We start from the raw sequence: 24184 nt of genomic DNA on the forward strand, positions 1-24184 counted from the left end.
CAGGAGGGGAGAATATGAATAATATGTTTTGTTATCAATGTCAAGAAACTTTTTGTAATGAAGGATGTGTAAAATCTGGAGTGTGTGGAAAGAAGCCAGAAGTAGCTAATAAGCAAGACTTACTTATATGGCTTACTAAGGGACTTTCTCAAGTAACCACAGCTCTTAGGGCTGAAGGTAAGAAGGTATCTCAAGAGATTAACTCCCTTGTTACTCACAATCTTTTTACAACTATTACAAATGCGAATTTTAATGAAGATGCAATCGATGAAAGAATTGAAAAGACTATTAAGACTACAAAGACTCTTAAGAGTGAGTTAAGTGAAGAAGTATTTAGTGAAGCTTCAAACTATGAAGATTTAAACAGGGATAATTGGGCTGAAATTTCCAAAAAAGTTGGAGTTTTAAGCACAGAAGATGAAGATGAAAGATCACTTAGAGAGCTAGTAATCTATGGATTAAAGGGGCTTTGTGCATATACTGTACACGCAGAAGTTCTAGGAAAGACAAATGAAGAGATAGATTCATTTATTCAAAGAGCGCTAAGTGAAACTCTAGAAGAAAAAAGTATTGATGAATTATTTAACCTCGTTGTTGAAACTGGAGAATATGGAGTTAAGGGAATGGCTCTATTAGATGAAGCCAACACTTCAAGTTATGGAAATCCAGAAATAAGCAAGGTAAATATCGGCGTTAGAAATAACCCAGCCATACTTATATCAGGACATGATTTAAAGGATATGGAAATGCTTTTGGAACAAACTGAAGGCACAGGTGTTGACGTATATACTCATAGCGAGATGTTACCAGCTAACTACTATCCTAAGTTTAAAAAATATGATCATTTTGTTGGAAACTATGGTTCATCATGGTGGAATCAAAGGGAAGAATTCAAATCCTTTAATGGACCAGTGCTATTTACAACAAATTGTATAGTGCCACCACTTGATGAATATAAAGATAGAATCTACACTACTGGAGCTGCGGGCTTTAAGGGCTGTAAACACATTGAAGGTGGTGTTGGAGAGAAAAAGGACTTTAGCGAAATAATAGAACATGCAAAGAGATGTGAACCTCCAAAGGAAATAGAAAAGGGAGAAATAGTTGGTGGATTTGCTCATAACCAAGTTATGGAGCTTGAAGACAAGGTTGTTGAAGCTGTTAAGAGTGGAGCCATTAAGAAGTTTGTCGTAATGGCAGGATGTGACGGTAGACAAAAGGGAAGAAACTACTATACAGAGTTTGCAAAGGCCCTACCAAAGGACACTGTAATACTTACTGCTGGATGTGCCAAGTACAGATACAATAAATTAAACCTTGGTGATATTGGAGGCATACCAAGAGTTCTTGATGCGGGACAATGTAACGACTCATATTCTCTTGCGGTAATTGCACTAAGACTAAAAGAGGTATTTGGCCTAGATGATATAAATGACCTTCCAATTGTATATAATATTGCATGGTATGAGCAAAAGGCAGTAATAGTTCTTCTAGCGTTATTATCACTGGGAGTAAAAAATATACATTTAGGACCTACACTACCGGCGTTTTTATCAGAAAATGTAACTAAGGTGTTGGTGGATAAGTTTAATTTAGCACCGATAAGTAATGTTGAAGATGATTTAGCCCTACTTGGGGTAAATTAATAGAGATGAGAAGTTGGAAAAGTTTATAAATCTCACAAACAATGATATAATAATGGTGAATTATTAATAAAGGAGGCAAAAAATGAGCAAAATAGATAAAGATATGTTAATAGGTCAACTTGTTGCAGAATATCCACAAGTGGCACCAGTTCTAATGGAAATTGGAATGCACTGCCTAGGATGTCCAGCATCTCAATCTGAATCAATTGCTGAAGCAGCTATGGTTCACGGAGTTGATGCTGACGCATTAGTTAAAGCTTTAAACGAAGCGGCACAAATGTAATATGAAAAGTATAGATGTGCTTGTCAAGGAGCATGAAGAGATTTCAAAACTTCTTGACAGGCTTGAAGTAGAGTGTATAAAAATACTTGAAGGTTCTTCTATTGACTATCCTTTTTTTGAAGCTTCAATAGAGTTTATAAGGGACTATGCAGACAAGGTCCACCATAAAAAGGAAGAGGATATTCTCTTTAAGTATATGGTGGAGGAGCTTGGAGGAGCTGCGCAAAAGCTTATTCAACATGGTATGCTTGTGGAGCACCAACTGGGCAGACATTATATTACAGAACTTGAAAAGCATTTAAATGAATATGAATCAAATGGGGATGTGCATGACAGGTTACAGATTATTTCGTACACCATGGCCTATGTAAATATTTTAAGAATGCATATTGAAAAGGAAAATTCTGTAGTATATCCATTTGGAGAAAATAATTTAGCATGTGGAACAAAGGAACTTATTGAAGAGGAAACTAAAGAAAGACTTAGTGAAGATGAAAAAATTTCCGAAAGGAAGGAAGAACTTTTAAAGATAATATTTAAATAATTGGACCGAGGATTACCTTGGTCCTTTTTTTGCAAATAAAAAAGATGCTATTTTATTTCAATGGCATCTTTTTGTTGGAGGCAAATAAAATTATCTTACATATATATTAGCACATATTTTTGCTTTTGCAAACCTTTTCTCGTAAAATTTGCGTAAAAAAACACTCACCAAATGATGAGTGTATATTTTTATTTTGTTTCAATGTATTTTAAACAAAGGTCAATTGTTGCTTGAATACCTTCCATGTGGGTTCTTTCCATGGCATGTGAAGCGTCAACTCCCGGTCCAATCAGTGCAACTCTTACATCTTCTCCTGATCTAAGTGCCGCTGAACCGTCTGATCCATAGTATGGATAGATGTCGATTCTATATTCGATGTCATTGTCCCTTGCAAGTTTAACAAGTCTATTTTTTAGTTCTAAATCGTATGGGCCACTGGAGTCTTTAGGGCATACTGTACATGCAAATTCTGAAGAAGTTTGTCCCATGCCAGGAGCTGCCATATCCACAACTATAAATTCGTCTGTTTCCTTTGGTAGTCCTGCACAAGCTCCATGACCTATCTCTTCGTAGTTAGAGATAAAGAAGTTCATTGTGTGTTTTGGCTTAATATTGTTTTCTACTAAGTGCTGTGCAACTTTATAAAGTATAAATACACATGCCTTGTCGTCTAAGTGTCTTGACTTAACGAAGCCTGATTCTGTTATTTCAGTTCTTGAATCAAGATAGATAAAGTCTCCAACGTTTATTCCTAAATTTTCAGTTTCTTCACGGGAGCTTGTAACTTCGTCAATTCTTATTTCCATTGTGTCTTTATTTCTATCTGCTGTAGCTGCGTCTCTATAAACGTGGCAGGAAGCGTGCTCATGTAGACAAGTTCCTGTGTATTTCTTTCCGTCTATAGTTGAAATTGTAACGTACTCGCCCTCTACTGCAGGGTAGCCATAACCGCCAATTAAAGTTGTCTTAAGTCTACCATTGTCTTTAATCTCTTTAACCATTAGACCTAAAGTGTCCACATGGGCTGCAAAGGTAGATTGTTTTTCGTCACTTTCTCCCCTTAATGTAGCAATCATTGCTCCCTTGTTTGAAAAGTTGATTTCAAGTCCCAAGTCTTCAAATTTTTTTCTTACGATTTCCATAACTGCTTTGGTATCGCCACTTGGTGATGGGGTGTTTAAGATTTCTTCTAAAAATTCAATGTCTTTAATTTTTTCCATATTTCCCTCCTATATTATCAAGTATATTATACCCTAAAATATTAGAATACACATTTTGATATAAAAAAACCGTTAGCTAGTAACGGTTAATTGACTATATTTTTTCTGAAAGTCTTCTATGAGAAACGAAGTCCTCTTTCATTTCCTTTTCTTTTTTATGTTGAACTTTGTATTCTTGCTTAACTGACTTTTGAGTAAGTCCTACAAAGCCCTGCATAAATAATAATGAGATTAGTGAATATATTCCTGTCATTAAATCAAATGTAAAAAATCCGGCTAATATAATTGATCCATCAATCAGTAAAACAGAAATATTTAGTGGTATGTTTGTATAGTTTGTAAGTGACTGTTCAAGTATTGCAGTTCCTCCTGTGGAGCTTCCTGCTCTAAACACAAATCCAAGTCCAAGGCCTGCCATTATACCACCAAGTACTGCCGCCATTAGTTTTGATCCAGCAAATGGAGCCATTCCATTTGTTGCCTTAACCAAAGCTGGAAGTAAAAATGAACAATAGATTGTGTTTATTGTATATTTTTTTCCAAGTAAGATTAGGCTAATGGCCATTAGTGGGAAAGTGGTCCAAAAGATTGTTGATTCAGCTGTAAAACCAAAAAAATGTTTTAATATAACTGCAACTCCCGTCACTCCACCGGATACTAGGTTAAAGGGAACATAGAATAAATTTACGCTCATTGCGAAAAGTAAAGTTCCCAGTGACATCAGTATAAAGTTTTTAATAAAATGTTTAAAGTCGTTTTTCTCTCTGAATTTCATGACATACCTCTCATAAGAAATGTTCTAGAAAACATTGTATCATATTTGACAAAAAATGTGAATATTTTAAAAACTTCGTTAATTTACCACACAATAGCGAATTGCTATTTAAATGTATTATTATTTTCTCTATTTATCATAGGGAGAGTTTAATTCATTAAAATCCCAAAGGCTAATCTGAACTATATCATCATCGGTAAGGTTTGAAGCGGTCAGTCCAAGTAGACGAACTGGCCTTTGTATATCCACTGTTCTTAAGAGGTAGTAGCCTCTTAAGTAGATTTCTTTAAATTCATTTGTGGGATTATCTAATGTCATGGATCTTGTTATGGTTTCAAAATTATTAAATTTTATTTTCAAGGTGATGGTGTGGCCAAGAATATTTCTCTTTTTCAAATCGAAAGAAAGCTCCTCTGCAAAACTCTTTAAAAGTTTTACAAGCTCCGAAGCCCTGTCTATGTCCTTAGGAAAAGTTCTTTCTATACCAAGGGACTTTCTCACTCTAGTGGTTTCAACGGCTCTTTCGTCTACGCCGCGAATTCTATTATAGATTACCTCTCCCTGCTTACCGAAGTTTTTCTTTAAAAAGGGAAGGGACAGCTGTAAAAGTTCACTAACCTTATAAACTCCAAAGGCATTTAATTTTTCCTTGGTCTTTGTACCAATTCCTGCAATTTTTTCAATGGGCAGGTCCTCCAGTATCCTTGGGACCATATTTTTTCTTATTACAAAGACGCCTTTTGGCTTATTCCAGTCCGATGCGAGTTTTGCCAGGGACTTGTTGTAGCTTATTCCAATGGAAAGGGTCAGGCCGGTTTCTTTATACACATCCCTTTGAATATACCTTGCAAGTTTAACTGGATCTTCATCAATGTGGCTAATGTCGAGACAGGCTTCATCAATGGACATCTTTTCAATTGTATTAGAATATTTCTCCATGACCTTGAAAACCTGGTCGCTCTTCTTTCTGTACTTTTGATGATTTGTTGGAACGATAATCACATGGGGGCAAAGTTCTTTTGCCATAAAAATGGGCATGGCAGAATGGAGGCCATATTTTCTCGCCTCATAATTTGCAGTGGTTATTATACCTCGTCCACTTTTTCCGCCAACCACCATGGGGTGACCCTTTAGCTTTGGATTGTCTAGTTCTTCCACGGAAGCGAAGAATGCATCCAGGTCCATATGTAAAAAATTTAAATCATCTCTCATGAAATCACCAATATCATTATATCATTGAAAAAATATTATTTACCTTTGTGAATAAACTTTGTTTAAATCTTTAAAAATTTCATTAAATAAGTTATTATATATCTAAGAGATGCTAAGGAGGTTACATCACGAATCCAAATGGAGAACAATTCTAATCAATTGAATGAAAAGGTTGCTGAGTTTCTTGGAAGTAAAAGAGAGTTTGCAAGAACCATAACCGCAACCATTATAGGAGATTTTATTTGTGCGTTTGCAATGACGTACTTTTTCCAACAAAAAGGTTTTTTGAGTGGAGGAGTAGGAGGTATAGGCCTATTACTTAAGTTTTTATATGACATACCAACAGGTATTACGGTGTTTGTACTAAATGTTCCACTTGTAATATTGGGATATTTTTTAATAAATAAAAAGTTTACCACATATGCCATGGTATCAGCATTTGTTTTATCCGGCGCACTTCTATTCTTTGACCAATTCAACAATCCTTTTTTGCTTGATGACAGTTTCTTAGTGGCTGTAATCGGTGGAGCTATAAATGGAATTGGAATGGGAATGCTATTTAAAAATGGAAGCTCTCAAGGTGGTCTTGACATAGTGGCTGCCATATTTAAACAACGTTTTAATGTAAATATAGGAAATGCACTTTTTGGCATGAACATGGTCATAGTGTCCATGGGATGTATTGCATTCTCACTTGATAGGGGACTATATACAGTTATAGCTATGTATGTTGGCTACAATTTGTTAGATAGAATTCAGATGGGCCTTGGCGAAAGAAAACAAGTTATGATAATTTCGTCCCAATATGAAGAAATAAAAAGACAGATTATACAAAAGGTTAATAGAGGAGTTACCTTCCTTGACGGATCCGGTGGCTACAAGCACACCAATTACAAAGTAATCTATACCGTTGTGGGAAGAAGACAGCTTGCTCAAGTAAAAGAGATAGTTGCCCATGCAGATGGAAATGCATTTATGGCAGTTACCGATGCATATGAAGTAAGGGGCAAGGGCTTTAATACTTCAGAATTATAAATAAAAAAGGTAGTAAGAGAATTCTCCTACTACCTTTTTTTAATATTTACTTTTTAGTTTTTCTAAAACTTCCATGTCATTTCCACCGTAAAACTCATTTACATAGGAGCTGTGACTGCTCTTACTTCCACCAAGGGCAATTATTTTATAATTTTTAAACTTGGAGTAGTCGAAGTAACCGGACATGGTCTCCACTAGATAAAAATTATTTTTTGTCACATCCCTCAAGTATTCTATGGACTTTGACACATCCACAGACTTAAGCTTTGAAATAAGAACAATCTCCTTTGGTTTTGAAGCGGGCTTTGCGGTGTTAAGATTTTTACTTCTTATTATTTTAGGATAATCTCTAAAACACACATTCATATCAAGTTCTCGTCCCGCCATGCCTATGCCTACAAAACTTCCCTTATTTGTATACTGCCACATTCCAGTATTTGAATTTACATATCTGGAAGTGGAATTTTTATTGTGGGTCCAGTGGGCAACCCAAAAGTCAAAGTCATTTAAAGTTTTGCCTTTGTAGCGGTGGTTTAATAAAAACTTTTCTCTAAACCACGACCCCATGGAATAAAGTCCCACATAGTGGCCACTACTTTCAACCTTTAGCAAAAACTCAATTGCAATTTCAGTTAAAGTAACCCTGGAAAGTTTTGACTGTGATGGATCTTCAAGGTCAAGATAAAGAGGATATTCAAAAGTTTTTCCAGAAACTGCATTTAAAAACTTGTCTGCTTCATACCTTGCCCCACTAACATCTCTCGCATAAAGATACCAATAGGCTCCCTTTGCAAGTCCCGCACTAACGCAGCCGTTATAGTTTCTTTCAAAGGAAGGATCTTTTACAGTTTTGCCACTTCCCGCCCTAAGAATTGCAAAATCAAGGCCATTTGCCTTAGCCTTTGCAAAGTTCGATGGACTATTCCACATGGATAAATCAACGCCTAATTTCATATAATCACCTCCAGGTATAGATGTAAAAAAAGATATTTATTTACTATAAAAAGATTTTAATTATTAAGATTTCGCGTTATAATATATTTATGGATTAAAAACTTATCCTCGCAAGTTGAAAGTAAAGGCTATATACATTTTAACTTAAAGAAACTGCAAATATTATTTAATTAATAAAATCTTGTGCTTACAATTAGGAAATAAAAATTAAGACTTTTTTCAGTTTTGTTATGTAAAATCTTAATTGATGGAATAGATGTTAATTGATTAAGTAATATTATGACGGGTATATATCATTTATAGTATAGTGTGTTAAAGGTTGAGAAAATATATCTGTTTTATCTTAATTGAAAGCCACTACATTAATAAATTTTTCAAATGGAAGGTGATTTTATGGAATGGAAAGATTATGGAACAGAAACTGCTCAGTTAGTTAGAGAAGCAGCAAGAAAAATAGATGCTATACTTCTTCCAATAGCTGCGGCAAATGGATTGACTAATATGAAACTTAAAGTACTTATTGAAGTTTCAAGATTAGAAAATGCAACAATAGGAGAACTTGGTAACTCTTTAGGCGTTGCAGGCGGAAATATTTCTAATATGTGTAAGGGACTTGAAAAAGAAGGTTTCTTACAAAGAACAAGATCTTTGGAAGACGAAAGAGTTGTTCATGTTGAAACAAGTAAAAAGGGAAATGAAATAATAAAAGAAATTGGAGATGAATTAAGAAGCAAACTTCATGACAAATTAGGTTCTATGAATGAAGCTAAGTACAAAGAACTTGTAGAAGTGCTAACAGAACTTAATGATAGTTTAGATCTTCTTAGTAGAAACTAGAGGAAGGTGAGTGGATGAAAAAAGGGAATTCAAAATTTCCTAACGATTTTAGACCCAATTCCATCACTATGATTTTACTTGGACTTATTGTATGGAGCTTGATATTTTCTGCAATACTTCCTATGTTTTCAAAAGGCGCAGTAAGTGAAGTGACCTACGATAAGTTTTGGACCATGCTTGAAAAGGGACAGGTAAGCTATGTGGAGTTAAGTGACCCACTGGAGTTTACTGCAAAGGACAAGGATGGTACTGAAAGAAGATATAGGACGCCATACACAAACTTCGGATACGATAAAGATCTTATCCCTAAGATGAAGGAAGTGGGAGGAGTCTCTTGGAAATCAGAAGGTTCAAATATATTTACTAAGGTTATCATACCTTATATATTACAAATTTTAGTGTTCTTGGGGCTTATTATGCTCTTCTCAAGGTTCTTGACCAAGAAGATGGGCGGAAACTCCATGAGCTTTGGAAAGAGTAATGCAAAAATTTACGTTCAGTCCAAGCCGGGAAAGAGATTTACAGACGTGGCAGGACAGGACGAGGCGAAGGAAGATCTTTTAGAGATAGTAGACTTTTTGCATGATCCAAAAAAATATACTGAAATCGGGGCGGTGCTTCCAAAGGGGGTACTACTTGTAGGACCTCCAGGGACAGGTAAGACTTTACTTGCCCAAGCGGTGGCAGGAGAAGCTAATGTGCCATTTTTCTCCATGTCCGGTTCAGAGTTTGTAGAATTATTTGTTGGGATGGGTGCTTCAAAAGTTAGAGATCTTTTTAAGCAAGCAAAGGAAAAAGCACCTTGTATTGTATTTATAGATGAAATTGACGCCATTGGTAAGAGAAGGGACACCCATGGAGTTGGTGGTAATGATGAAAGGGAACAAACCCTTAATCAGTTACTAAACGAAATGGACGGTTTTGAAGGAAACACTGGAGTGGTAATTTTAGCTGCCACAAATAGGCCAGAGATACTTGACCCTGCCCTTACAAGACCGGGACGTTTTGACAGACGTGTTCCAGTGGAACTTCCAGACCTTGCAGGACGTGAAGCCATATTAAAGGTTCACGCAAGAAAGATTAAGGCAGAAGAGGATGTGGATTATAGACAAATCGCCCTAATGACTGCCGGAGCATCTGGTGCACAGCTTGCCAATATTATAAATGAATCTGCACTACTTGCAGTTAAACATAGCAAAGCTAAGGTTTCTCAAGTGGAACTTACAGAATCTGTAGAAGTTGTAATAGCGGGACAGCAAAAGAAGGGCATGGTTATATCACCACGAGAAAAGGAACTTATTGCATATCACGAAGTTGGTCATGCACTGGTTGCTGCAACTCAGACCCATCAAGCGCCGGTTACAAAGATAACCATTATTCCGAGAACTTCGGGAGCACTTGGTTACACTATGCAAGTTGAACAGGAAGAAAAATTCCTAATGTCAAAGGAAGATATATTTAACGAAATAGTTACACTAACAGGTGGTCGTTCTGCAGAGGAAGTGGTGTTTAATACAAAGACAACGGGAGCTTCAAACGACATTGAAAGAGCTACAAAACTTGCCCGTGCCATGATAACACAATATGGTATGACTGAAGAGTTTGGTATGGTTGCACTTGAAACTAGAACAAACCAATACTTGGATGGAACAACTTCAAGTACAGCATCACCTGAAAAGGCGGCACAGGTTGACAATATGATTGAAAAGATTATAAAGGATGCCCAAGCTAAGGCTATTTCAATTCTTGAAGAAAATATAGACAAGCTTCATGAGATATCTAAGTATCTATTGAAAAAGGAAACCATAACTGGAGAAGAGTTTATGGAAATCTTAAATAGAAAAGATGGCGAAGCAGAAGAAGTTCAAAATGAAAATGAAGTAGAAAAAGATTTTGAACAAGAAAATAATGAAGAGTAAAGAAGAGGGGCGACCCTCTTTTTTGTTGCTTTGCTATAAAATAACAAAAGTGATATTATTAATTGTGGTGATTTTATGACTTATAGAGAAACTTATGAAGTAGAAGTAACAAAAGAAATGTTAAACTATTATGACTTTCTCCATGGTGGAGAAGGTTTTAAAATTATGGATCAAACTGCGGGCTATGTTTCAAAACACTATATTGACGGTGAGACGGTTACAGTTGCCTGTAAGGAAGTGGTCTTTAAAAACTCCGCTTATCATGGCGAACACATTGTCTCTACGGGAACTATTTTGAAGATAGGAAACAGTTCCATTACCGTTGAAGTTACAAATGTAATTAAGGAGAGAGGAGTAACCGCATCTACAGGTGTTTTTACAATGGTAAGTGTTGACGAAAACTTTAGACCAAAGAAGATTGATAAAGACAAATTAAAATTAGGAGGTAATATTGAGGAAGAATAATAAAGTTCATTCAAATAGAGAACTAATAAGTATATTCGCTCCATACTTCAAACCTTATAGAAATATTTTATTTTTTGACTTGTTTTGTGCATCCCTTACTACGGTAAGTGAAATTGTACTACCACTTATACTAAGGTACATGACAAATATGGGGCTTGAAGATAGGGCTTCCCTAACCATGGGAATTTTATTAAAATTAGGATTTTTATTTTTGGTTATTAAGACCATCGAAGTCTTTGCTGGCTACTACATGCAAAGAACGGGACATATTATGGGTGCAAGAATTGAAACTGACATGAGAAAGGATCTCTTTGATCATCTTCACAAATTGTCCGACTCATACTTTAATGATGCAAAAATCGGACAAATTATGGCGAGGATTACAAATGACCTCTTTGATGTTACGGAGTTTGCCCACCACTGTCCTGAAGAGTACTTTATAGCCGCAATAAAGATGATAATTTCATTTATTATCTTAGTTAGGATAAATGTTCCTCTTACAATTATTATCTTTGCGCTTATTCCAATAATGATAGTTGCCACAACCACCTTTAGAAAGAAGATGAGAAAGGCCTTTAAAGCACAGAGAAATCATATTGGAGAAATAAACTCACAAGTGGAAGATAGTTTACTTGGAGTAAGAGTTGTAAAATCATTTACGAATGAAGAGGAAGAAACTAGAAAGTTCGATAAGGGTAATAGAGAGTTCTTACAAATCAAGAAAGAGTCCTACAAACAGATGGCAGGCTTTAATGCAGTTACAAGAATATTTGAAGGGCTAATGTACCTAACGGTTTTAATCCTTGGTGGATACCTAATGATGAAAGGTTCAATCGATCCAGGGGACCTTGTGGCATATGTACTATTTGTAACTACTCTGCTTACTACAGTTAGAAGAATAATAGAGTTTACGGAACAATTCCAAAGAGGAATGACTGGAATCGAAAGATTTTCAGAACTTATGCAAACTGACATCGAAATATTTGACGAGGAAGGAGCCGTTGAACTTAAAGAAGTTAATGGCGACATAGTACTTGATGATGTATCTTTTAAATATCACGACAATGATGAATACATTTTAAAGGACTTAAATATGACAGTGGAACATCACACCAATGTTGCGCTGGTAGGCCCTTCCGGTGGAGGAAAGACCACCATATGTAATCTTATTCCAAGGTTCTATGATGTAACCGATGGCAAGATAACCCTTGATGGCCGAAATATAAAAGACTTTACACTTAAGAGCCTTAGAGAAAAGATTGGAATGGTACAACAGGATGTGTATCTATTCTCTGGAACAGTGTTTGACAACATTGAATACGGAGCGCCAGGTTCATCAAAGGAAGAGGTAATAGAAGCTGCAAAACTTGCAGGAGCCTATGACTTTATAATGGAACTTCCTGAAGGTTTTGAAACCTATGTAGGTGAAAGGGGAGTTAAACTTTCCGGTGGACAAAAGCAAAGAATTTCAATTGCAAGGGTGTTTTTGAAAAACCCACCAATTCTAATACTGGACGAGGCAACTTCTGCCTTAGACAACAAGAGTGAAAAGATTATACAGGACTCACTGGAGAAGTTGTCAAAGGGAAGAACCACACTAACCATTGCCCACAGACTTACTACTGTTCAAAATGCAGATAAGATTATTGTGCTTACAGAAGATGGCATTGTGGAACAGGGAAATCACAGTGAACTTATGGAGAAGAAGGGTTATTACTACAATCTCTATACACAGGGTGGAAAGTCACTTGATACAATGGACTTGGAAAATTTCAAATAGAAAAAGGCTGGCCCAAAGGGTCAGTTTTTTATTTTAAAAGAAAAAGTCAAAGATGTATAAATGGTGAATAAATACTCAAAAAAAGAATAGAAAAGCAACTTGATGAAAACGATGGCTAAGGGTGGGTTTTAATATAATATGCAATTAAGGATAATGTATAAAATAATGGATATTAAAGACTTTGTGACAAAGCGGCAGAGGAAAAAAGGATAAATATTAATTAAAATTAGAAAATTTACGGAAAAAGACTTGCAAAATAATAAAAAATAGTTTAAAATTATTCGTAATTATTATTATGAGGAGAAAGCTATGAAAAAGAGACAGGGATTTAGTTCATCCGTAGGGATGATGATGGCAACCGCTGGCTCCGCGGTTGGAGTTGGAAATATATGGAGATTCCCCTATATACTGGGAGAATATGGTGGAGCGGCGTTTTTGATTGTCTACCTACTAATGGTTATGCTAATAGGTATTCCACTAATGGTTACAGAGATGGCCATAGGTAGAAGAGGTGGAGAGGATGCATCAAAGAGTTTTAAAAAGATTGCGCCAAATACAAAGTGGTATTTGTCAGGGCTTCTTGGAATAATTGCAGCCTTTATAATACTTGGATACTATAGTGTTGTTGCGGGGTGGACTTTAAAATACATCGTAAATTCAGCCACAAATGTATTTACCAGTTCAATTACACCACAGCAGACAACATCTCTATTCCAAAATTTTGTTTCAGCAGGCCTTGAACCAATTGTGTACACATTTATATTTATGGCTGCCACAATGTTTATTGTTTACAAGGGAGTTGAAGAGGGAATTGAAAGAGCGTCAAAGATATTACTGCCAATACTTGCATGTATTTTAGTTATACTTGCTGTAAGATCTCTAACATTACCTGGAGCATATAAGGGAATAGAATTTCTTATAAAGCCTGATTTTAATTTATTTTTTGAAAAGAAAGACGCAATACTTGTTGCAATGGGCCATGCCTTTTATTCACTTAGCCTAGGTATGGGAATAGTTATTACATTTGGTTCATATACACCAAAGGATGAAAATCTTAGCAAGATAGCTTTGAAGATTGCAGCTATGGACACTGTAATAGCAATACTTTCAGGACTTGTAATATTCCCGGCGGTATTTTCCTTTGGACTTGAGCCATCTCAAGGGCCAGGACTTGTGTTCATTTCATTACCAAATGTGTTTGGTGGAATGGTTGGAGGAAGAGTGTTTGGAACATTATTCTTTATGTTACTTTCCTTTGCAGCACTTACATCAACAATTTCACTACTTGAAGTTGTAGTTTCCTATTTAATTGATAGCAAGGGCCTTAAGAGATCCACAGCAACCCTATTATCAGGAGGATTAATATGTATAATCTGTGTGCTATCAAGTCTTTCAATGGGAAGTCACCTTGGAGATTTTACACTATTTGGTAAAAATATTTTTGACTTCCTTGACTATATAACTGCAAATATATTCCTTCTAATATCTGCGTTTTTAGAAGTGCTATTTATAGGATGGTTTTACAAGAAGGGCGACTTTGTTGACGAGATTACTGAATTTGGCGTTGACAAGTCAAAACTTACAGACTTTATATACTTTTCAGTAAGATTTGTAATACCTGTAATGATTGTAGTTTTATTCATTGCAAACAATGGATTAATAAAATAAAAAACTCGAAGCAAGTCTTCGAGTTATTTTTTTACCCTTCTTGACCTTCTGTATTGAAGGTATGAGGAAGTGAAGATTATTAAGATTCCAATAAGTGAAAATATATTTATAACTTCTCCGAATAGGACAAAGCCTAGAATGGTCGTAAAGACAACAGTGAAATAGTTGAATATACTAACCTCCGAAGCTTCTCCAACCCTGTAAGAAAGGGTTATGAAAATTTGTCCAAGGCCAGCGCATATGCCTATGCCAAGTAGGAGTAAAAGTTCTTTTGTCGTTGGAACTACAAAGGAGTTCACCATCAGTGGAATAGACACTAAAAAAGAAAACAGCGAAAAATAAAATATGATTGTATTTGGCTTTTCGTGTTTATTCAAATGTGCCAACACCGTATAGGCTCCACCAGCAAATACTGCAGATAGCATACCAACTACTGCAGGACCAAAGTCCATATGAAAAGAAGGCCTTATTACAAACAACGCTCCTATAAAGCAGAGTATTAGATTAACTAGCTTTCCCTTTGTCATCTTTTCCTTTAAAAATAAAACTGCAAAAATAGTTACAAATATAGGTGATGACTTTTGTAAAATTGTAGCGTCCGCAGAGTCCAAATGGTTAATTGCATAAAAGTATGTTACCATTCCTAAATAGCCTAATGCGGAACGAGCAATCAACTTGAATTGATTTTCCTTTTTACCAAGTAATGGATCACCGTTTTTTAAACATAGATACCCACATAAAAAAAGTGTTACTAAATTTCTGAAAAATACCTGTTCAAAAAGTGGAATTGTCCCTCCAGTTAGTTTCACAAAAATTTGCATAAGGGCAAACCAAACGCAGGACAACACCATGTAAATAATTCCTTTTCTTCTATTTTCTATTTCCAAAACTTACCTCCCGTTAATATAATAAAAAAGAGCAGAGTATATGAGAACTGAAAGTATAATCACCAATTTAAAATAAACTTTTTTAGTCTTATGGTGAAAGTGCTTCATGCCAAGGCTACTTCCCACAAATCCTCCCAGTAGGGAAAGGGAAAGTAGATATGCCTCGCTAATTCTATATCTATTCTTTATTGCACGCCTTTTGTCGATGCCATATGAAAAATATGCAACGACATTGATGATTAAAAAATAAGCATAAATAATTTTATTATCCATAAATTTCTCCTTTGAACCATTCAGTGTTATTATAGCAGATAGATAAGTATATGCAATGAGGTGAGTTATGGAAAAAGTTTGTCCATGGGCTTTAAAGACTAAAGAGCTTAAAAAATACCATGATGAAGAGTGGGGTAAAATTTCTACAAGTGAAAATTATCTCTTTGAGATGCTTGTGCTTGAGTCGGCGCAGGCGGGGCTTAATTGGGATACGATTTTAAAGAAGAGAGAAGGCTATAGAAAATCATATAAAGGCTTTGACCCGTCTAAGGTGGCTAAGTTCGGCGAAGTAGAGTATAATAGATTAGTTAGTGACAAATCTATTATAAGGAATAAGAGAAAGATTGAATCATCAATTAACAATGCCAAGGCCTTTTTGAAGGTACAAGAAGAGTTTGGAAGTTTTTATAATTACATTTGGAGCTTTACAGATGGAAAACAGATTGTAAATGAATTTGAAAGGGAAGATGAAATTCCAGCAGAAAGTGAACTTTCAAGATGCATTTCAAAGGACATGAAAAAAAGGGGCTTTACATTTGTTGGGCCCATAATAATATATTCCTATCTACAGGCTATTGGGGTTATAGATGATCATATAAAAGGATGTGTTTCAAAATGAGTTTAGTTTTTGCTCACAGAGGAAGTCGGGGAAACACTCCCGAAAACACGCTGGCTGCTTTTAAAGAAGCTGTGAGGGCCCTAAGTGACGGCATCGAGCTTGATGTAAGACAGACCGTGGATAAAGAGATTGTAGTTATTCACGACGAAACAATTGACAGAACCACCACAGGAACGGGGCTTGTGGAGAAGATGACTTTAAAAGAAATTCAAAGCTATGACGCAGGTGTGTATTTTGACGAAAAATTTAGAGGGCAGTCCATTCCTACTTTAAAGCAGGTACTAGAACTTCTTGAAGAATTAAATTTCAAAGGTATTTTAAATATCGAGATTAAAACTGAAAAGTATTTCCATAGGGGCCTTGAAAAAAGAGTTGCAAAAATCGTAAATGAAAGGCCGCTGCCATTTAAAATAGTCTACTCTTCCTTTAATAAAAAGAGTCTAAAGTTAATTCGAAAGTACGACAGAAAAAATGAAATATATCTTTTATTAAAGGATGTTCCTAAAAATAAAAAGATTATTCTAAAGGCCCAGAGAAAGAATCTTTATAATGGAGTTCATTCAAGCTTGGGCAAGAGTATAAGAAATATAAATTTCTTGCCTAATTTAAAGAAACCCACAAGACTTTGGACCATAAATAAAGAAAAGGATATGATTTATTGCTTTAAACAAGATTTTGACATTATAACCGACTACCCACATATGGCAATAGAACTAAGAAAAAAGCTTAATAAAGGAGAATAAAAAATTAATGATAGAACTAAATGATATGAAGCTGTCAAAAGAAGTTATAAAGGCGGTTTCAGACATGGGATTTGAGGAGTTTAGCCCAATACAAAAAAGCTCCATACCACTACTTTTAGAAGGTCGTGACGTAATCGGACAGGCTCAAACAGGCACGGGAAAAACTGCCGCATTTGGCATACCGATTATTGAAAAAGTAAATCCAAGGTTAAATAAAGTGCAGGCCCTTGTGCTATGCCCAACAAGAGAACTTTCCATACAGGTTTCGGAAGAAATATCAAACCTTTCAAAATACAAGAAAAACATTAGAGTTATGCCAATATATGGTGGCCAACCAATAGAAAGACAACTTCGCGGACTAAAACAGGGAGTTCAAATAGTTATAGGAACACCGGGACGTGTTATGGACCATATGAGAAGGGGCTCTTTGAAACTTGATAACCTTAACTTCTTTGTGCTTGATGAAGCGGACGAGATGTTCGACATGGGCTTTAGACAAGATATTGAACTTATATTACAAGATGTTCCAGAAGAGAGACAATCATTATTTTTCTCTGCCACCATGGCAAAGGAGATTATGAACTTTGCTAAAAAGTACCAAAACAATCCTGAAGTTGTAAAGGTTGTAAACAAAGAACTTACAGTGCCAAAGGTTAAACAAGTGTACTTGGAACTTAGAAATGATATTAAGACAGAGATACTATCAAGGCTTTTAGATATAAAAAATCCAAGACTAACTGTAGTTTTCTGTAATACAAAGAAAAAAGTTGACGAGCTTACTTCAGAACTTCAGTCCCGTGGTTATTTTGCCGATGGTCTTCATGGTGACTTGAAACAAAATCAAAGGGACACTGTAATGGACAAGTTTAGAAATAACACCATCGACATCTTAGTTGCCACAGATGTTGCCGCAAGGGGAATTGACGTGGATGATGTGGATATGGTGATAAATTACGACATGCCACAAGATAATGAGTACTATGTGCATAGAATAGGACGAACTGCAAGGGCAGGACGTACAGGTACTGCAATTTCCTTTGTAACTTCAAGGGAGTATGGAAACCTAAGACAAATCGAAAAGTATACTAAGACAAAAATAGAAAAAATATCCATTCCAACGATAAAAGATTTGGAAAAAAATAGAAGTTCCATACTTTTAGATAAGATTAGACTTATTCTTGATGGAGATAATTTTGAAAAAGAACTAAAATTCTTATCCCTACTTGAAGAAGAGGAATATTCTCAAAACCATATTGCAGCGGCGGTACTAAAGATGTTTTTAAATGAACAAAAGTCATCTAAATATAAAGAGATAGACTCTGTGGACAACAACAAGAGGGCAAGGTTTGGAAACAAGAGAGATAGAAATAAAAATACTGGAAGGGATAGAAATAATAGGCAAAGGGACAAGAGAAATAAAAGAACTGGTGGACCAAATAGCACGAGAATTTTCATAAGCACTGGAAAAAAGACTGGGGTTTCTGCAAATCATATTCTGGCAGCTCTATGTAACGAAGGAAAAATTCGTGGAAAAGATGTTGGTCAAATAGATATCTTTAATGACTTCTCCTTTGTAAATGTGGATTCAAAAGTTGCGGCAAAGGCAGTGAAAAATTTAAACAATAAGCATATTAGAGGAAAGAGAGTAACTGTGGAGATAGCAAAAGATAAATAGTGGTGAGAAGATGAAAATCAGAGTGGACAAACTTATAGCAAACATGGGCTTTGCTACAAGATCTGAAATAAAAAAGGCGTCAAAGAAGGGCGCTGTCTTAGTAAATGACGAAGTTGAAAAGAACTTTGGCAGAATTGTAGACACTGATATAGATAGGGTTTCCTACTTTGGAGACCCTGTGGAATATAAGGAGTTTATATATCTTCTTATGAATAAGCCAAAGGGAGTTATCTCCGCAACGGAAGATTTCTACGACAAAACCGTAATAGACCTTCTTTTAGAGGAACATACTACATTTAATCCATTTCCAGTGGGAAGGCTGGACAAGGACACCACAGGGCTTTTATTAATAACAAATGATGGAGAGTTAAACCACAACCTGACATCACCAAAAAGAGAAGTTCCAAAGACCTACAAAGTCACCCTGGAAAGTGATATAGAAGAAGAGGATTATAATTCTACTTTTGAAAAGGGAATTAAACTTATGCCAGAAAATATAATAACAAAGCCAGCCACCATGGAAGTCATAGATAATAGACATTGCTACCTTACGATAAAAGAAGGAAAGTATCATCAAGTGAAGAGAATGTTTGAAAAGGTTGGAAATAAAGTTATAGAACTGGAAAGGGTAAAGTTTGGTGCCTTAGAACTCCCAAGTGATTTAGAACTTGGTGAGTACATTGAAATAACAAAAGAAGATATAATAGATTAAGAGAGCGTGTTGCTCTCTTTTTTTATGGTTACATCCCTTCGATTTAAAATACAAATCCATTTAAAAGTGTTTTTGGTATAATTAAGAAAAGGCGGTAGATATGAAAATAAAATTATTAAGCGAAAAAAATAGACTTGAAATATATGAAACACTAAGCATTTTTATGGCAACTGAAGACATCGAAATAACCTTTGATGATATTGATGAGGGACTTGTCATAGATACTGAAGGTGAAATTAATATATCCTATTTAGAAGAAGGAAAAGTAAAATATAATTTAATTAAAAGAGAGGAAGACTTGAAACTTGACAGTCACTTCGGTTTCAAAATGGCCGTGAAGTATTCTATTATAAAGTTTTTCGAAAAATATTTTAAAAAAGAAGCTCCATGGGGTGTGCTAACTGGCATAAGGCCTGTTAAAGTTGTAAGAAGCCTTATGGAAGAAAAAAGTGAAATTGGAACAATGGAGTACTTGAAAGAAAAATTACTTATTAATAATGAGAATATTAAACTGTTATTGGAAATTTCAAAAATCCAAGATGAAATCATTAGAGATATTAAAAAAGATTCCTATAGCCTCTATGTGAACATTCCATTTTGCACAGGAAGATGTTCCTACTGCTCCTATTCCACATTGATTTTGGAAAAGAATGGAGAAAAGGTAAAGCCATATATTGAAGCGCTAATAAAGGAAATGAAAATTTTAAAGAGATCCTATGGTTATAATCCTACTTCTATATATATAGGAGGAGGCACTCCAACTTCGTTAAAAGAAAATGACCTTAGAAGGCTTTTAACTGAAATGGGTAAAATTTTTGATTTTAAGTCCTTGCAGGAGTTTACCGTGGAAGCGGGCAGGGAGGACTCATTAACGAAAGAAAAGCTTGAAATTTTAAAAGATAATCATGTTTCAAGGCTATCACTAAATCCACAGAGCTTTAAAGCGGAGACTTTAGAAAAAATTGGTAGAAAGCAGGACAATGACAATCTAATAAAGATGTATAACGTTGCAAGGGATATGGATTTTTCATGTATCAATATGGATTTAATCATTGGACTACCAGGGGAAGACTTAAATGACTTCAACAATACCTTAGATGTTATAAAGAAACTAAACCCAGACAACTTAACAGTTCATACCCTGGCCATTAAAAAGGGATCAAAGATAATGCAAGAAAATTCCATGAAAGAAGAATACCTGGAAGCGGAGAAGATGATGCAGCGTGCTTTGGAATTTGCAAAGAAAGAAAATTATCTTCCTTATTATCTATATAGGCAAAAGAGAATTTTGGGCAATCTTGAAAACATAGGTTTTGCAAAGAAGGATAAAATATGTAAGTACAATATCTACATGATGGAAGAAGTTCAAGATGTGCTTGGCGTAGGCATGGGCTCAGCGTCAAAGTTTTTAAAAAGCAATGGCCTTATAGAAAATCATAGAAATTATTTAAATATGAGGGACTATTTAGGAAAGCTTGATGAAATAATAGAGGAAAAGGAGAATTTAATTGAAAAAGGAAGCAGAAGTTAAAAAAATAATAAAGTATCCCATTGACAAAGTTTATGAAATTTTCACAAATAGGGAGGACTACTCTTGGCGAAATGAAATTTCCGAATTTAAAAAGACAGGAGAGGACAGTTTTGAAGAGACAAATCACAATGATTTAACGACAAGATACAAGATAATTGAAAAAAGACCACTGGAGTATTTTAAAATTGAAATGGAAAATAAAATTATTGATGGATTCTTTGATGTGAGCTTCAAAAAGATAGATGACAACTCTACGGAAGTTTCGCTTCATCAAGTTAATATATACAAAAACTTCCTTTCATACTTGGCAAATTCTATTTTTCTAAGTCTTGATAAAGTGCTAAATCTCTACATTTATGAGGTGGAAAGGGAGCTAAAGAACAGAAATATTACAGAAATGTAATAAAAACCTTAAGAATTTTGTAATAATTTTGTAACTCTTTTGTAACCTTTAAAAAATCAACCAAAAGGTTACAAAAAGTGTTACGTTTTTGTAATAATCATGTGAAAACTTCGAGGAAAACAGCTAAAAAACCTTTATTTTTCAGCTTTAGAGGCGTTTTTGTTGACATGAAAACCTCCTTGGGCTAAAATATCCACGTAATGAAAAAAGGTTACAGAATAGTTACAAGATATTAAGGAGTGTTTTATTTGAAAATAAAAAATAAAATTGCTGGAGGGTTATTGGCTTTAGCAGTGACTATAAGTCCTATGACAACAACTTTGGCAAATGAAAATTTAGATTTAATAAGTGTTAATTCAAAGGAGCTGTCGGAAGTTTCTGAAATGATTACTAACTCAATAGAAGGATTGGAAAATGTATATATTTTAAATTCTGACAAGTTAGTAGATGGAATTTCAGGGGGAGTTCTAGCAGGTGAAAACAATGGAACAATTGTACTTTTAGAAAATGGAAAACTTTCTGAAAAGTCAATGAACATTGTAAATAGTGCAAAAAATGTTTATGCAATAGGTGGAGATCAAACAGTTCCTGAAGATGTTGTAAAAGGCTTAAACAACTACAGAGGAAGAATTTCAGGATTTTCAAGATTTGATACAGCTGCAGAGCTTGCAAAAAAACTTGATAGCCACAGAAACATAATGATAGCTGACGGAGAAGCATTAGCAGACTCACTTTCAGCAACTGCATTCGCTGTTAAGAATGATATGAATATACTTTTAACAAGTGGAGAAAATGTTCCGGAAGCTACTGAAAAGTACTTAAAGGAAAACAGTGTTCAAGAAATCTACTTTGTTGGTGGAGAATCTTCACTTCCAAGAGCAGCGAAAGAAAAAGTTTATGAAATAGCTGGTAAAGATAAATCAAGAATTGATGACAATACCATTTATGGAAAAGACAGATATGAAACTTCACTTGCTCTAATGAATAGATTTGGAGAATTTAACAACATTGTTATAGCAAATGGTAACAACTATGCAGATACAATCTTAGCTACAGTAGTTGGATCAAACAAGCAATCACCAATGTTACTTGTTAATAACAACAATGTTTTAGAAGGTGTTAAGAATTTAAATGTAGATAAAATCTATTCAGTATCTACAAATAACATCTCAAACAACTATTTAAAAAACTTTGTTGAAAAAGTACTTGATAAGTCAGGCGTAGAAATGCCAATAAAGGACTTAGAAGGAAATGTTATAGATAAGATTGAAAAAGAAGTTCAAAGAACTGGTTGGGTTTCACAAAACTTAAATGTAAGAACAAGCCCAAGCACAAATTCAAAGGTACTTGGAACATTAGCTAAGGGAGAAAAAATCTCAGGCTTTATCCAAGGAGACTGGTTAAGAATTTCTTACAACAATGGAACAGCTTATATTTCAAACAAATTCATTTCAGATACAGAAGTTAAGAAAGAAGAACCTAAAGAAGTAGAAGTTGCAGGATCAAACGAAAATAATGACGGCAAAGACTTCAGCTATAGTAAGGTAATGACAGTTAAAGCAACTGCATACTCAATGCACGAAGCTGGACTTAGCTGGCAAACAGCTTCAGGTATCGACCTTAGAAAGAACCCTAAAGTTATTGCAGTAGATAGAAGAGTTATCCCTCTAGGAACAAAAGTTTATGTAGAAGGATATGGATATGCAATCGCTGGCGATACAGGTGGAGCAATAAAGGGAAATAAGATTGATGTTCATATGAACTCAGTTGGAGAATGCTACAATTGGGGAGTAAGAACAGTAAAATTATATATCTTAAAGTAATTGAGTCGGAGATTAATTCTCCGATTTTTTTATTTTAATACGCAAAAAAGAACCCGAAGGTTCTTTTGCGAGATTTGGTTAAGATATTAAACTCTACTCAGCTAATGCCTTTCCGAGTTCTTTACATTTTTCAATTGCTTCTGCATCTGGATCGTCATAGGCAGGAAGAGGTGGATAAACTAGTTTTGCACCTTTACCATTTACTCTGCTTTCCCAGTCTACCATCCACTCACCATTGTTCCACTCGTAGGAACCAAATATGGCAATCTCTTTTCCAGATAATTTTTCTTCACAAGCTGTAAACATAGGCTCAAAGCTTTCTTCTTCAAGCACTTCGTCTCCCATTGCTGGACAGCCGAAAGCGACCCTGTCAAATTCGTCCATTTTTTCGGCGCCAAAGTCATCTGATTCAAATAGACTTACATCTGCTCCGTTTTCCTTTGCTGAATCAACTATGGCATTAGCCATTTTTTCTGTATTGCCCGTTCCTGACCAATACACTACTGCTATTTTCTTCATAAGTACCTCCATTATAGTTTTTTATAATGTCCATTGTCTCATAGCCTTTGTTATACAAATCCATAAAACAACTTTTGCAATTACAATAAGATTCAAAAATTTTTTTAGAAGACTTTGCATCTCCATACACTTTCCAAAGTCCCGTCACGATAAAATTATTTCCCTTATTGTTAATAAATCCTTCGACATCACATAGGGGGTAGTCTAAAAATATCCCTATTTCATGTGGAAATTCATCTTCAGTAGAAAGCCTTTCTTTAAGTTTTTCAAGTAGGCTGTCCTTATGAAAATCCGAATAGCCGAAGGTATGTAAAAATGCTCTAATTTTCGGACAATTCATCTTTTGTTCTAGTAGCTTTTCGTTGTAGACATAGATTAAAAAGTTTTCTTTTCGCTTCCGCACTATTTCGATTTGAATATCAATTGACCTAAGCTTTAAATTCAAATCTTTTATTTCCCTTTGTACTACAAACTCTTTTTTTATGCTGAACAGACTCCCAAGTTTTATTCCCGCCAGGGTAGGAGCGCAGCATTGGATTAAAAGTTTTTGAAAAATTTTCCTCACCACCTTAAATAACGATAATCATTATCGTTAAATTAATAATACCTATTTAAAATAAGAATGTCAAGGGAAAAGTAAAAAAATTTAGAAAAATAAAAA

General features: G+C 35.0%; 24 protein-coding genes. 16 read left to right on the forward strand and 8 right to left on the reverse strand.

All coding sequences use genetic code 11. The features are described 5' to 3' along the window. The first annotated feature begins 14 nt into the window (after positions 1-14). The 3 genes from hcp (at position 15) to L6651_RS07525 (ending at position 2473) form a co-directional block, all read left to right on the forward strand. Complete coding sequence (hcp, locus tag L6651_RS07515; RefSeq protein WP_255784744.1) at positions 15-1646, forward strand: hydroxylamine reductase; 1632 nt, start codon at positions 15-17, stop codon at positions 1644-1646. Positions 1647-1728: 82 nt separating this feature from the next. Further along, a complete protein-coding gene (locus L6651_RS07520; protein ID WP_237037327.1) occupies positions 1729-1929 on the forward strand; it encodes a DUF1858 domain-containing protein in 201 nt (66 codons plus the stop codon). A gap of 1 nt (position 1930) precedes the next feature. After that, on the forward strand, positions 1931-2473 hold the full coding sequence (locus tag L6651_RS07525; protein WP_237037328.1) for a hemerythrin domain-containing protein: 543 nt from the start codon (positions 1931-1933) through the stop codon (positions 2471-2473). Positions 2474-2661: 188 nt separating this feature from the next. On the opposite strand, the gene L6651_RS07530 is transcribed toward L6651_RS07525, so the two are convergent. From L6651_RS07530 to L6651_RS07540, 3 genes are all read right to left on the reverse strand, one after another. Then, positions 2662-3693 (reverse strand): M42 family metallopeptidase, encoded by a 1032-nt coding sequence (locus tag L6651_RS07530; protein WP_237037329.1) that lies wholly within the window; start codon positions 3691-3693, stop codon positions 2662-2664. Between the two features lie 94 nt (positions 3694-3787). Further along, on the reverse strand, positions 3788-4468 hold the full coding sequence (locus L6651_RS07535) for a YitT family protein (RefSeq protein ID WP_237037330.1): 681 nt from the start codon (positions 4466-4468) through the stop codon (positions 3788-3790). A 129-nt stretch (positions 4469-4597) separates the two neighbouring features. Then, positions 4598-5680: a DNA polymerase IV gene (locus L6651_RS07540; protein WP_237037331.1), complete on the reverse strand. Its 1083-nt coding sequence runs from the start codon at positions 5678-5680 to the stop codon at positions 4598-4600. A gap of 159 nt (positions 5681-5839) precedes the next feature. On the opposite strand from L6651_RS07540, the gene L6651_RS07545 reads away from it, so the two are divergent. After that, positions 5840-6715: a YitT family protein gene (locus tag L6651_RS07545; protein WP_237037332.1), complete on the forward strand. Its 876-nt coding sequence runs from the start codon at positions 5840-5842 to the stop codon at positions 6713-6715. Between the two features lie 39 nt (positions 6716-6754). Here L6651_RS07545 and L6651_RS07550 read toward each other — a convergent pair whose 3' ends face one another. After that, on the reverse strand, positions 6755-7669 hold the full coding sequence (locus L6651_RS07550; RefSeq protein WP_237037333.1) for a GH25 family lysozyme: 915 nt from the start codon (positions 7667-7669) through the stop codon (positions 6755-6757). Between the two features lie 393 nt (positions 7670-8062). Here L6651_RS07550 and L6651_RS07555 point away from each other — a divergent pair, with 393 nt between their 5' ends. From L6651_RS07555 to L6651_RS07575, 5 genes are all read left to right on the forward strand, one after another. Beyond that, complete coding sequence (locus tag L6651_RS07555; protein ID WP_237037334.1) at positions 8063-8506, forward strand: MarR family winged helix-turn-helix transcriptional regulator; 444 nt, start codon at positions 8063-8065, stop codon at positions 8504-8506. 68 nt (positions 8507-8574) lie between these two features. Beyond that, positions 8575-10425 carry an ATP-dependent zinc metalloprotease FtsH gene (ftsH, locus tag L6651_RS07560; RefSeq protein ID WP_416389103.1) on the forward strand — a complete coding sequence of 617 codons (1851 nt, stop codon included), beginning with the start codon at positions 8575-8577 and terminating at the stop codon, positions 10423-10425. 75 nt (positions 10426-10500) lie between these two features. Then, entirely contained in the window at positions 10501-10890 is a 390-nt protein-coding gene (locus L6651_RS07565; RefSeq protein ID WP_237037336.1) for a hotdog domain-containing protein, read from the forward strand. Beyond that, positions 10877-12670, forward strand: a complete 1794-nt coding sequence (locus L6651_RS07570) for an ABC transporter ATP-binding protein (RefSeq protein WP_237037337.1) — start codon at positions 10877-10879, stop codon at positions 12668-12670. The genes L6651_RS07565 and L6651_RS07570 overlap by 14 nt, the downstream gene beginning before the upstream one ends. A 309-nt stretch (positions 12671-12979) precedes the next feature. After that, positions 12980-14338 carry a sodium-dependent transporter gene (locus L6651_RS07575; RefSeq protein ID WP_237037338.1) on the forward strand — a complete coding sequence of 453 codons (1359 nt, stop codon included), beginning with the start codon at positions 12980-12982 and terminating at the stop codon, positions 14336-14338. A 23-nt stretch (positions 14339-14361) separates the two neighbouring features. Here L6651_RS07575 and L6651_RS07580 read toward each other — a convergent pair whose 3' ends face one another. Together L6651_RS07580 and L6651_RS07585 are read right to left on the reverse strand one after the other, a co-directional pair. Continuing rightward, on the reverse strand, positions 14362-15225 hold the full coding sequence (locus L6651_RS07580; protein ID WP_237037339.1) for a DMT family transporter: 864 nt from the start codon (positions 15223-15225) through the stop codon (positions 14362-14364). Positions 15226-15228: 3 nt separating this feature from the next. Next, the gene (locus L6651_RS07585) at positions 15229-15498 is read right to left on the reverse strand and encodes a DUF1294 domain-containing protein (protein ID WP_237037340.1); all 270 of its coding nucleotides are present in this window, start codon (positions 15496-15498) and stop codon (positions 15229-15231) included. A 67-nt stretch (positions 15499-15565) separates the two neighbouring features. Here L6651_RS07585 and L6651_RS07590 point away from each other — a divergent pair, with 67 nt between their 5' ends. The 7 genes from L6651_RS07590 to L6651_RS07620 all read left to right on the forward strand — a co-directional run bounded on the left by L6651_RS07590 (position 15566) and on the right by L6651_RS07620 (position 23004). Beyond that, entirely contained in the window at positions 15566-16117 is a 552-nt protein-coding gene (locus L6651_RS07590; RefSeq protein ID WP_237037341.1) for a DNA-3-methyladenine glycosylase I, read from the forward strand. Beyond that, the gene (locus tag L6651_RS07595) at positions 16114-16860 is read left to right on the forward strand and encodes a glycerophosphodiester phosphodiesterase family protein (protein WP_237037342.1); all 747 of its coding nucleotides are present in this window, start codon (positions 16114-16116) and stop codon (positions 16858-16860) included. Before L6651_RS07590 ends, L6651_RS07595 begins: the two co-directional genes overlap by 4 nt. Positions 16861-16867: 7 nt before the next feature. Then, entirely contained in the window at positions 16868-18535 is a 1668-nt protein-coding gene (locus L6651_RS07600) for a DEAD/DEAH box helicase (protein WP_237037343.1), read from the forward strand. A gap of 10 nt (positions 18536-18545) precedes the next feature. Further along, a complete protein-coding gene (locus L6651_RS07605; RefSeq protein WP_237037344.1) occupies positions 18546-19247 on the forward strand; it encodes a pseudouridine synthase in 702 nt (233 codons plus the stop codon). 100 nt (positions 19248-19347) lie between these two features. Then, on the forward strand, positions 19348-20778 hold the full coding sequence (gene hemZ, locus L6651_RS07610; RefSeq protein WP_237037345.1) for a coproporphyrinogen dehydrogenase HemZ: 1431 nt from the start codon (positions 19348-19350) through the stop codon (positions 20776-20778). Further along, complete coding sequence (locus tag L6651_RS07615; RefSeq protein ID WP_237037346.1) at positions 20756-21181, forward strand: hypothetical protein; 426 nt, start codon at positions 20756-20758, stop codon at positions 21179-21181. The genes hemZ and L6651_RS07615 overlap by 23 nt, the downstream gene beginning before the upstream one ends. Before the next feature lie 248 nt (positions 21182-21429). Then, entirely contained in the window at positions 21430-23004 is a 1575-nt protein-coding gene (locus tag L6651_RS07620; RefSeq protein ID WP_305067685.1) for a cell wall-binding repeat-containing protein, read from the forward strand. A 93-nt stretch (positions 23005-23097) separates the two neighbouring features. Here the strand turns inward: L6651_RS07620 and L6651_RS07630 are convergent, their stop codons facing one another. After that, positions 23098-23523 carry a flavodoxin gene (locus L6651_RS07630; protein ID WP_237037347.1) on the reverse strand — a complete coding sequence of 142 codons (426 nt, stop codon included), beginning with the start codon at positions 23521-23523 and terminating at the stop codon, positions 23098-23100. Beyond that, positions 23465-24091, reverse strand: a complete 627-nt coding sequence (locus tag L6651_RS09490; protein WP_416389097.1) for a DUF3793 family protein — start codon at positions 24089-24091, stop codon at positions 23465-23467. The genes L6651_RS07630 and L6651_RS09490 overlap by 59 nt, the downstream gene beginning before the upstream one ends. Positions 24092-24184: the final 93 nt, after the last annotated feature.

Origin of the sequence: Mediannikoviicoccus vaginalis (genome assembly GCF_928097925.1) — a bacterium.
Classification (GTDB): domain Bacteria; phylum Bacillota; class Clostridia; order Tissierellales; family Peptoniphilaceae; genus Mediannikoviicoccus; species Mediannikoviicoccus vaginalis.